The organism is Paractinoplanes tereljensis, from assembly GCF_016862435.1.
Classification (GTDB): domain Bacteria; phylum Actinomycetota; class Actinomycetes; order Mycobacteriales; family Micromonosporaceae; genus Actinoplanes; species Actinoplanes tereljensis.
In genome coordinates this window covers 109,216-119,641 of record NZ_BOMY01000007.1, presented here as the reverse complement: position 1 = coordinate 119,641, position 10,426 = coordinate 109,216, and the positions used below count along the sequence as shown (strand labels likewise).

Sequence of the window (10,426 nt, the reverse complement as noted above, 5' to 3'; positions counted from 1 at the left end):
CACCTCAAGAGGCGGAGCCACCTCAAGAGGCGGAGCCACCTCAAGAGGCGGAGCCACCTCAAGAGGCGGAGCCACCTCAAGAGGCGGAGCCACGTCGAGGGGCGGGGACACCGAGGCCAGCCGGCGGCTTGCTCGGTCGGTTGCCCGGCAGCAGCAGGCCGCCGAGCGGATCGCGTCCGCCACGGCCGAGATCTCCGCGCAGAACGCGCAGGCCGCGGAAGCGTCCCGGCAGCTCACCGAGGCCATGCAGCAGATCTCGGCGGGCGCCGAGGAGGCCTCCGGTGCCACCCAGCAGAGCCTGGCCGCGATGAACCAGGTCGAGGAGCGGGTCGATCGGCAGGAGCGGACCACCCGCCAGGTCGCCGAGCTGAGCCAGGCCCTGCAGATTCTGCTCAACGAGACCCGGGCCGGCATCAGCAACCTGCTCGCCAACGTCGAGGGGGCCTCGAACCGGCAGACCGGCTCCGTGGTCACCATCACCGAGCTGGAGAAACAGGCCGACGAGATCGGCGACATCGTCAAGACGGTCGCGCACATCGCGGACCAGACGAACCTGCTCGCCCTGAACGCGGCGATCGAGGCCGCCCGGGCCCGGCAGCACGGCAAGGGGTTCGCCGTGGTCGCCGACGAGGTGCGGACGCTGGCCGAGATCAGTGAGCGCAGCGCCCGGCAGATCCGGGACCTGATCGACGAGGTTCGGGCCAGTGTCACCGACATCGTGTCGGGGGTGCAGTCGTCCGCCGAGACGGCGCGGATGGAGGTCGAGAAGGCCAGGTCGATCACCGGTCAGTTGGAGGCGATCCGGGCCGACATGGGTTCGATCATGGCGGGTGCCATCGAGATGGCGGGGTCGGCCGAGGAGTCGAAGAAGTCGGCGGGTTTTGCCAAGACCCGGTCCGAGGAGATCGCGGCGGCGGCCGAGCAGCAGTCCGCGGCCTGCGAGGAGTCGCTGTTGACGGTGGCCCAGCAGACGCAGGCGTTGCGGCAGACCGAGCAGGCCGCCGACGCGCTGGCCGAGATCTCGGAGGGGCTGCGGATCAGCGTCGACATCTCGAGGAGCGCCGAGGACGTGGCCGGCGCGGCCGAGGAGTTGTCCGCCGCGGTCGAGGAGATCAACCGGGCGGCGGGGCAGATCGACACGTCGATCAGCGAGATCAACGCGGGGGCGCGAACGGCCGCGGAGAAGGGCCGGGAGACCTCCGACCTGGTCGTACGGATTGAGCAGCTCGCCCAGATGTCGGAGTCCCAGGGCGGCGCGGCAGTGCGGCAGGCCGACCAGATCCTGGGTTTGCTGGCGACGAACAAGGACGCGGTCGACTCGATCATCGAGGCGATCGGGCAGGCGGCCCGGGAGGGCGCCGAGAACGTCCGCAAGGTGTACGCGCTGGAGCAGATCTCCCGGCGGATCGACAAGATCGTGGACGCGATCGCGAACGTCTCGATCCAGACGAACATGCTGGCCGTGAACGGTTCGGTCGAGTCGGCCCGGGCCGGCGAGTTCGGTAAGGGCTTCGCCGTGGTGTCGACCGACATCCGCAACCTGGCCCGGGACTCGGCCGAGAACGCCGACCGGATCAAGGACCTGGTCCGGTCGGTGCAGGACCGGATCGCCGAGGTCCGCGGCGACTTGGTGGAGACGAGCCGGCAGGCGCTCGCCGAGGTGGAGGCGGCCAAGGCCACCACGGCCCGGCTAGAGGAGATCGAGCGGGTCATGCGGCAGGTCCGTTCCGGCAACGACGAGTTACGCGAGTCGGCGGCGCAGGTCGCCCTGGTGCTGGCCGAGGTGAAGACCGGCCTCGAGCAGATCGCCAGCGCGGCCGTCCAGTCCGAGCAGTCGGCCGCCCAGGCGTCGACGGCGGCCCGCGAGCAGGCCCAGGGCGCCGACGACCTGGCTGCCGCCGTCGAGGAGATCGCGGCTCTCGCCGACGAGCTCCAGAGCGCCGGTTGAGGGGATGCGGATGGACCCGGAGGGCGGCAACGCCGAATTCGTCACCTTCGACCTGGCGGGGGAGCGCTACGCGTTCCCGATGAGCCGGGTCCGGGAGATCATCCGGATGCCGTCAGTGGTGCGGACCCCGCTCAGCCCACCGTCCCTGGCGGGTCTGGCCGACCTGCGCGGCCGGGTGCTCCCGGTGGTGAGCCTGCGCACCCGCTGCGGATTGCCCGACGCCGCGCCGGATGAGACCAGCCGGGTGATCGTGCTGGACGGCCGGGTGCCGCTCGGTTTCGTGGTGGACCGGGTGGCCGGCGTGCTCAGCATCGACCCGGCCGAGGTGCGGATGCCGGCCACGGTCGATGCCCAGGTGCTGGTCGGCGTCATCCAGGACGGCGGCTCGATGACCAGTGTGCTCAACGTGGACCGCCTGGTCGGAGAGAGGGTCGCCGAGGTCGCGGACGCCGTGGAGAAAGCCGACGAGGAACTGTTCGTGGTGTTCCGGCTGGACGGCGAGGAGTACGCCGTCGACGTCGACGCCGTTCAGGAGATCATCCGGGTCCCGCCGGTCCTGATCCGGGTGCCCAGGTCGTATCGCTACGTCGAGGGCCTGGTCAATCTGCGGGGCGCGGTGTTGCCGGTGGTTGACCTGCGTACCCGTCTCGGTTTGCGGCGCGTCGAGCGCGATGAGCGTCAGCGAATCGTGGTTTTGATCGTCAACGGGGTGCGGGCCGGCCTCATCGTTGACTCGGTGGCCGAGGTGGCCCGGGTCGGCCGGCACCTGCTGGAACCGGCCCCGAAGCTGTCGGCCGAGCAGGCCCGGGTGGTCTCCCGGGTGGCGAACCTGCCGGAGCGCAACCGCATGTTCCTGCTTGTCGAACTCGATCAGCTGCTGGTCGCCGAGGAAGCGCTCGCGGCGGTCTGAGTGGCGACAGTCCTGGTGGTTGATGACTCGGCGGTGATGCGTCAAGCCATCAAAGCCATGTTGGTCGATGAGTTCGACGTGCACACCGCCCGCAACGGGCTGGACGCGCTGCACAAGCTGGAACAACTGCAGCCCGACGTGATCACGCTGGACGTGCACATGCCGGTGATGGACGGCCTCACCTGCCTCGCGCGGATCATGGACCTGCGGCCCACCCCGGTGGTGATGGTGTCGGCGCTGACCGAACGCAATGCCCTGGTCACCCTGGAAGCTCTCGCGCTGGGCGCGATCGACCACGTGGTCAAGCCGGGCGGGACGGTCCCGCCGAACCTTGACGAGGTCGCCGGCGAACTGGTCAGCAAGGTCCGTGCGGCGGCTTCCGCCCGGTTGGGGCACCAGCCTTCGGGGCGTACGCCGGAAGCACCGCAACCGAACCGCGACGCCGTGCCCCGCGGCGCGATCGAGCTTCTCCTGATCGGCTCCTCGACCGGTGGCCCGCAGCTGCTCACCGAGCTGTTGCCGCAGCTGCCGGCCGGTCTCGGTGCACCGGTCGTGGTGGCGCAGCACATCCCGGGGTCGTTCACCGCGACCCTGGCCCGACGGCTCGACGAGAGCTGCGCGCTGCGGGTGCACGAGGTCGATCGGATCATGAAGGTCCGCCGCGGCCACGTCTACCTGGGCCGCGGCAGCGCCGACGTGGTGGTGGCCCGGCGCGCCGACGGCCTGATCGTGAAGAGCGTGCCGTCCGGCGCGGACTACAGCTGGCATCCGAGCGTGGACCGGCTGGTCGCCTCGGCCCGCCGGCACTGCGACCCGGCCCGGCTGGTCTGCGTGCTGCTGACCGGGATGGGCGACGACGGCGCCGCCGAGATCACCGAGGTGCACGCGGCCGGCGGCCGCACCATCGCCGAGGCCGAGGAGACCGCGGTGGTCTGGGGGATGCCGGGCGCGCTGGCCCGGCTGGGCGGGGCGAGCGAAGTGCTGCCGTCGTACGCGATCGCCGGCCGGCTGGCCGACTGGGTCCGCTGAGCGCGAGGAAGAGGGAGTAGTCGTGGGACTCGTCCGCAAGGCAGAGCCGGAGCCGGAGTTGCCGGTGGTGTCGCCCGAGGACCTGATCCGGCAGCTCGACGACCCGGATCGGGAGGCGCGACGGGCGGCGGCGCTGGGTCTGGAGGGGGTGGCCGACGCGGTGGAGGCCCTGCTCGACCGGATCGGGGTCGAGCAGGTGCCGGCGGTCCGCGACGCGATGCTCACCACCCTCGCGGTGCACGACACCGACCGGGTCGCGGCCGGCCTGGCGGTGCATCTGGCCAGCGACGACGCCGGGTTGCGCACGGCCGCGGCGGAGGCGCTGGCCACCATGCCGATCTCGGTGCCGGCGCTCGTTCCGCGCCTGCTGGAGGACCCCGACCCTGACGTACGCGTGATGACCGCGATCGTGCTGGCCGACCTGCCGCATCCGGAGTCGCTCACCTGGCTGGCCGTGCTGATCAAGGACGATCCGCATCCGAACGTGGTCGCCACTGCCATCGACGCGCTGCTCCCGTCGCTCGGCCCCGAGCATCGCGAGCTGCTCGAAGGTGCCGTGCGCCGGTTCCCGGACGACCCGTTCCTGCGCTTCACCGTCGAGGCGGCGTTGCGATGATCCCAGCCGCCACCGCTCTCACCGAGACCGATTTCGAGAGGTTCCGCGAGTACTTCTACCGGCGCACCGGCATCCAGTTCGCCCCGTCGAAGCGGTACTTCGTCGACAAGCGGATCGACCACTGCGTACGGGCGGCGGGCTTCGAGACGTTCGCGGGCTGGTTCGGCGCGCTGCGGCTGGGCGACCGGCCGGCCCTGCTCCAGGAACTGATCAACCAGCTGACCGTCAACGAGACGTACTTCCTGCGCGAGGACTACCAGTTCGACGCGCTGCTCAACGCCGTCCTGCCCCGGGTGCTGGCGGCGCGGGGCGGGCCGGGCCGGATGGCCGGGCCGGTGAAGATCCTGTCGTTGCCCTGCTCGACCGGCGAGGAGCCCTACTCCATCGCGCTGCGCCTGCTGGCCGAGTGGCCGCACATCGACCTGGTGGACGTGGAGATCCACGGCGGGGACATCGACAGCGAGGTGCTGTCCCGGGCCGCGCACGCCAGTTACGGCGAACGGTCCCTGCAGCGGGTGCCGAAGCTCTGGATGTCCCGGTACTTCAACGCGGTCGGGGCCGGGCGTTACCAGCTGGACAGCAGCATCCGCGACGCGGTCACGCTGCACCAGATCAACATCTGTGACACCGCGGCGATGCGGGTGTTGCACGAGTTCGACGTGGTGTTCTGCCGCAACGTGCTCATCTACTTCGACGAGCTGTCCAGCCGCCGGGCGGCCGAGAACCTGTACAGCGCGATGCGGCCCGGCGCGTACCTCTTCCTCGGGCATTCCGAGTCGATGAGCCGGATTTCGCCGATCTTCAAGCCGATCCGCCTGCCGGAGGGCATCGTCTACCAACGACCGACCGGAGCGAAGTGATGACCGAGACCCAGCCGTTGGTGCTCGTGGTGGACGACGCCGCCACGGTGCGGATGTACCACTGCACCATGCTCAGTGAGGCCGGCTTCCGGGTGCGGGAGGCGGCCAACGGCCTGGAGGCGGTGGAGGCCGCCCTAGGCGCCGCGTTCGACCTGTTCGTGGTGGACGTGAACATGCCCAGGATGGACGGCTACACCTGCGTGGAGACGCTGCGCTCGGAGGTCGGCACGCCCGCCCCGGTCGTGATGATCAGCACCGAGGAGCGGCCGGGCGACGCCGATCGGGCCTACGCGGCCGGCGCCAACCTGTACCTGGTCAAGCCGGTGCCGCCGGAGCGGCTGGTGCGGATCGCCCGGTTGTTCACGGCCGGCCGGGGGGTGCCCGCGTGAACTCGCTGCTGGCCCAGTTCCTGGCCGAGGCGGCGGACCTGCTCGCCCTGGTCGACGCGGGCCTGCTGGAGCTGGAACGGGCCCCCGGCGACCCGGATCTGGTGAACGAGGTGTTCCGGGCCGCGCACACGCTCAAGGGCTCGTCCGGGCTGTTCGACTTCCCGGAGCTCACCCGGCTCACCCATGCGGTGGAGGATCTGCTCGACGCGGTTCGCGCCGGTGAGCTGCCGCTGGACTCCGGGATGACCGACGACCTGCTCGCCGCGTTCGACCTGATCCGGGGCTGGCTCGCGTACGTCACCGGCAACGAGTGCCTGCCCGCGACGGCCGGGGCCGACGCGGCGACCCTGATCGGCCGCCTGCGGGCGCCGATCGGCGGCGAGCCGGTCCCGGCGGAAACCCGGCTCGGCTCGGCCTGGCCGGATCTGGCGCCGTCCTGGCTGGCCGTCTTCGACCAGGAGTGGCTCGCCGAGACCGCGGCCTGGCTGCGCACCACGTCGGCGCGGATGCGGTTCGCGCGCTACGTGCCGGACTCGGGGTGCTTCTTCCGGGCCGAGGATCCGCTGCACCTGATCCGGCAGGTGCCGGCGCTGGCCCGGCTCGACGTGCTCGAGCCGGCGCGGTGGCCTGCGGCCGAGGACTACGACGAGTACGCCTGCCTGGTCTCCTTCGTCTTCGCGGCCCGGGCCGGGGCCGGCGAGATCGGCTACCTGTTCCGGTACGTCAACGACCAGATCGAGGTCGCCGACCTGGACGGCGACACCATCCAGCGGTTCCTGACGGGCCCGGCGGAGACGGCCGTCGAGATATCAAAGCCCGGCCCGGAGATGACGGGCGAGGCGCGTGCGGTGCTGGCCGCGGCCCTGCGCGGCCTGTCGGCCAACCCCACCGGCGGCCCGCACCTGATCTCCGTGGCCGGTGCGATCACCCAGGCGGCGCGCGCCCTCGGCGACCCGGTCGAGATCCGTGAGCCGGACGTGGTCACGCTGACCGCGACCGTCACCCGCCTGCTCGCCGACGCCCCGCCGCCGGCGGAGAACCCGGTGGCGGAGAACCCGGTGGCGGAGAACCCCGTGGCCGAGAACCCGGTAGAGGTCGGCGGCCGCATCCTCAAGGTCGACCAGGCGAAGGTCGACCACCTGATGGAGCTGGCCGGCGAGCTCACCGTGGCCAAGAACGGCCTCGCCTTCCTGGCCGAGGGCGCCGACAAGGAGTTCGGCCGCCGGATCAAGGACCAGCACGCCGGCCTGCACCGGATCGCCGAGGATCTGCAGGCCGCGGTGATGGACATCCGGATGCTGCCGTTGTCGGTGGCGTTCGCCCGCTTCCCGCGGCTGGTCCGTGACCTGAGCCGGCGGCTCGGCAAGAGCGTCGAGCTGGTGCTCACCGGCGAGGAGACGATGGCCGACAAGGACGTCATCGAGGCGCTCGCCGACCCGCTCGTGCATCTGGTGCGCAACAGCCTGGATCACGGGGTGGAGACGGTCGGCGAGCGGCTGGCGTCCGGCAAGCCCGGCACCGCCCGGATCGCCCTCGCGGCGGCGGCCGACGGGGACGCGGTGGTGGTGGAGATCTCCGACGACGGGCGCGGTGTCGATCCGGCGCGGGTGCGCCGGAAGGCGTACGAGAAAGGGTTGATCTCCGAGGCCGAGCTGGAGACCCTGAGTGACGCCGACGCTGTTGATCTGGTTTTTCGCCCGGGGTTCTCGACCGCCGAGCAGATCTCCGACCTGTCCGGCCGCGGGGTCGGGATGGACGCCGTCCGGGCCGGCGTCCAGAAGCTCGGCGGAGCCGTCACCATGTGTTCCCAGCTGGGCGGCGGCACCACCGTCCGATTGCGCCTGCCGCTGTCGATGGCGGTCACCCAGGTGCTGGTGATCAGTGTGGCCGGGCAGCGCTTCGGCATCCCGGTCGACCTGGTGGTGGAGACGGTCCGGGTGCCGGTCGCCGAGATGGGCCGGGTGCTGCACCAGGACGTGGTGGTGCTGCGCGGCGAGGTGGTCCCGGTGACCGATCTGGCCCGGGCCCTGGACATGCCCTGGCAGCCGGATCCGGCCGAGGACCGGGCCATCCTGATCGTCACCGTGGCCGGGCAACGGATGGGGCTGCTGGTGGAGCGGTTCCACCGGGAGGTCGACGTGCTCCTCAAACCAATGGAGGGCCTGCTCGCCTACGCCGACGAGTTCGCCGGCACCGCGTTGCTCGGCGACGGCCTGGTGCTGCTGGTGCTGAACATGGAGGAGGTGCTCGGCCTTGCCGCTCGAGTTGGGTGACACCACCGCGACGCTGATCGGGGTGGTGACCGTCGACGAGGTGGAGGAGCTGGCCACCTGGCTGCGGGTGACCGCGAAGCCCCGGGTGAATCTTCGAAAGTGCAACCATCTGCATACCGGCGCATTCCAAGCGATCCTGCATTTTCGGCCGAAGGTCAGTGCGGCACCGACCGACGTTTTCCTGGCCGGGCTGGTGCTGCCGTTACTCATGGGGAGTGGTGGCCCGCCGATCCGTGAAAGAAGCGAACCATGACCACCGTGCTGCTCATCGACGACTCCGCCACCATGCTCATGAGCCTGAAGTCCATCCTGACCAAGGCCGGTTACACGGTGGAGACCGCGGGGCACGGTAAGGAGGCGCTGGACAAACTAGGCAAGGGCATCCAGCCCAGCCTGATCATCAGCGACGTGCACATGCCACAGATGGACGGGATCACCTTCGTCCGGGAGGCCCGCAAAGACCCCGGCCTGCGGTTCACCCCGGTGCTCATGCTGACCACCGAGTCGGAGCAGGCCCAGCGGGCCGAGGCCAAGTCCGCCGGGGCCACCGGCTGGCTGGTCAAGCCGGTCGCCCCCGACCAGCTCCTCGGCGTGATCAAGCAGGTTCTCCCCGACGCCTGACGGTGCCACAGTCGCCTGGAGGTAACCCGATGTCCAGTCTGCTCGACCAATCGGAACTGGTGGCCGCGGCGTTGCGGCCGGTGCCGGCGTTCTGCGACGTCGTCGACGCTCACGTGCACGACATCATCGAGCAGACCGCCGAGGCGGCCGAGGCCATCGTCGCGCAGATGACGACGGTCGACTCGATGGCCGAGGTGATGGCCGGCGACGTGGCCCAACTGGCCGGGACGCTGGGCCGGGCCGAGAGCGAGCTGACCGGCGTCACCACCGCCGCCGACCGGCTGGTGGACCGCCTGGTCTCGTCCCTCCGGTCCCGCGACGAGCGGATCCACCGGCTGGTGGAGGAGGTTCGCGACCTCAAGCAGGACGTGAAGCGGATCGAGGAGGTCAGCAAGGCGACCGGCATCCTGGCCCAGAACGCGACGGTCGAGGCGGTCCGGACCGGGAACGACGGCTTCGCGGTGGTCGCCGACGAGATTCGGAAGCTGGCCGACCGGTCTCGCCAGACGGCGAACGGGGTCGGTGGCAGCCTCACCGACCTGACCACCCGGCTGGACACCGCGCTCTGCCACGACAGCGAGTTCGACCTGGCCGGCGTCACCGACGCCCAGCGGGAGATGTCCGGGATCGTGACGACCATCCTGCGGGACTCGGTGCGGGCGGCCGGTCAGGTCGAGGCCAGTTCGGCGGCGCTCACCGGCGAGACCACCGGCGCGGTGGCGCAGATCCAGTTCCAGGACACCAGCCGGCAGATGCTCGAGCACGTGCTGGCGGCGGTCGCCGACGTGCGCCGGCAGTCGGCGGATGTGGTGGCTTACTCCGAAGGAACCCTCCCGGCGGAGGTCGTCCGGGAGAGGATGATCAGTGTCGACGATCTGCGGACCAGGCACGTCATGGGCCGGCAGCGCTCGACACACGCGGCCAGCACTGGCGAACGGACCGGGGAGCCCGACGGCGCGCCGATGATCGAGCTGTTCTGACGGGGGGAAAGGCAATGACGCCGAAGAACGAGTACGGGCAGGAATGTCCTACCGAAGGGGACGCCCTGGAGGCGCTGGCCGAGTTGGTCGGGCACCGGCTCGCCGAGGGCATCTGGGACCTGTCCGCACGCGAGCTCGGCCTGCGCCGCCCGCTGACCGAACCCAACGACCTGCGCCGGGTCGCCGAGCACCTGATGACCGTGGGTGACCTGCTCCGGGTGGCCGGCCGCTCGACGAAGGTGCGCGTGATCACCTACGAGGCGCTGAGCCGGACGGTTTCGTCGTGATCGACCACTACCCGGCGATCCGTACGGTGGACCGGCTGATCGACGTCGCCCGGCTCGGCCTCGACCGCGAGGCGGAACGCCCCTTCCTGCGCGAACTCGTGGACCGGGTGGTGCAGCGCCTGGACACCCCGTTCGTGATGATCGACGTGCTGCTCAACGACGCCCAGGTGTTCCTGGCCGGGCACGGCCCGGTTCCGGAGTTCATCCAGGAATCCGGCGGCACGCCGCTGGAATGGGCGTTCTGCCAGCCGCTGGTCACCGAGCGGGCGCCACGCAGCGTCACCGATCTCGCCATCGATCCGATGTTCCACGACAACCCGCTGGTCACGGTCGGCGGCGTGCGGGCCTACGCGGGTGCGCCGCTGGTGTCGCAGTCCGGTCACGTGCTCGGCGGGCTCTGCGGCCTGGACGTCCAGCCACGCGCGTTCAGCCGCGACGACCTCCTCTTTCTCCAGGCGACCGCCGAAGAGGTGGTCGAGCGCCTGGAGGAAAGGGCCGACCGACCCTGATTTG

12 protein-coding genes are annotated in these 10,426 nt (G+C 70.7%); all 12 read left to right on the top strand.

From position 1 onward, the window contains the following. Positions 1-1,948, top strand: a 1,948-nt coding sequence (locus Ate02nite_RS05655) for a methyl-accepting chemotaxis protein (protein WP_239147145.1), incomplete at its 5' end; no start/stop codon positions are given. A 4-nt stretch (positions 1,949-1,952) separates the two neighbouring features. After that, positions 1,953-2,858: a chemotaxis protein CheW gene (locus Ate02nite_RS05650; RefSeq protein WP_203799934.1), complete on the top strand. Its 906-nt coding sequence runs from the start codon at positions 1,953-1,955 to the stop codon at positions 2,856-2,858. Beyond that, positions 2,859-3,887: a chemotaxis-specific protein-glutamate methyltransferase CheB gene (gene cheB, locus Ate02nite_RS05645; protein WP_275422789.1), complete on the top strand. Its 1,029-nt coding sequence runs from the start codon at positions 2,859-2,861 to the stop codon at positions 3,885-3,887. 22 nt (positions 3,888-3,909) lie between these two features. Continuing rightward, positions 3,910-4,503, top strand: coding sequence for a HEAT repeat domain-containing protein (locus Ate02nite_RS05640; protein ID WP_203799932.1), 594 nt, complete (start codon positions 3,910-3,912; stop codon positions 4,501-4,503). Then, positions 4,500-5,363, top strand: coding sequence for a CheR family methyltransferase (locus tag Ate02nite_RS05635; RefSeq protein WP_203799930.1), 864 nt, complete (start codon positions 4,500-4,502; stop codon positions 5,361-5,363). The genes Ate02nite_RS05640 and Ate02nite_RS05635 overlap by 4 nt, the downstream gene beginning before the upstream one ends. Beyond that, positions 5,363-5,752 (top strand): response regulator, encoded by a 390-nt coding sequence (locus Ate02nite_RS05630; protein ID WP_239147143.1) that lies wholly within the window; start codon positions 5,363-5,365, stop codon positions 5,750-5,752. The genes Ate02nite_RS05635 and Ate02nite_RS05630 overlap by 1 nt, the downstream gene beginning before the upstream one ends. Continuing rightward, complete coding sequence (locus Ate02nite_RS05625; RefSeq protein WP_203799915.1) at positions 5,749-8,025, top strand: chemotaxis protein CheA; 2,277 nt, start codon at positions 5,749-5,751, stop codon at positions 8,023-8,025. The genes Ate02nite_RS05630 and Ate02nite_RS05625 overlap by 4 nt, the downstream gene beginning before the upstream one ends. After that, complete coding sequence (locus Ate02nite_RS05620; RefSeq protein ID WP_203799912.1) at positions 8,006-8,278, top strand: hypothetical protein; 273 nt, start codon at positions 8,006-8,008, stop codon at positions 8,276-8,278. Before Ate02nite_RS05625 ends, Ate02nite_RS05620 begins: the two co-directional genes overlap by 20 nt. After that, positions 8,275-8,646 carry a response regulator gene (locus tag Ate02nite_RS05615; protein ID WP_203799909.1) on the top strand — a complete coding sequence of 124 codons (372 nt, stop codon included), beginning with the start codon at positions 8,275-8,277 and terminating at the stop codon, positions 8,644-8,646. Before Ate02nite_RS05620 ends, Ate02nite_RS05615 begins: the two co-directional genes overlap by 4 nt. A gap of 29 nt (positions 8,647-8,675) precedes the next feature. Next, on the top strand, positions 8,676-9,626 hold the full coding sequence (locus tag Ate02nite_RS05610) for a methyl-accepting chemotaxis protein (RefSeq protein WP_203799885.1): 951 nt from the start codon (positions 8,676-8,678) through the stop codon (positions 9,624-9,626). Between the two features lie 14 nt (positions 9,627-9,640). Further along, positions 9,641-9,913 carry a hypothetical protein gene (locus Ate02nite_RS05605; RefSeq protein WP_203799883.1) on the top strand — a complete coding sequence of 91 codons (273 nt, stop codon included), beginning with the start codon at positions 9,641-9,643 and terminating at the stop codon, positions 9,911-9,913. Next, positions 9,910-10,422: a GAF domain-containing protein gene (locus Ate02nite_RS05600; protein ID WP_239147142.1), complete on the top strand. Its 513-nt coding sequence runs from the start codon at positions 9,910-9,912 to the stop codon at positions 10,420-10,422. The genes Ate02nite_RS05605 and Ate02nite_RS05600 overlap by 4 nt, the downstream gene beginning before the upstream one ends. Positions 10,423-10,426 lie beyond the last annotated feature (4 nt).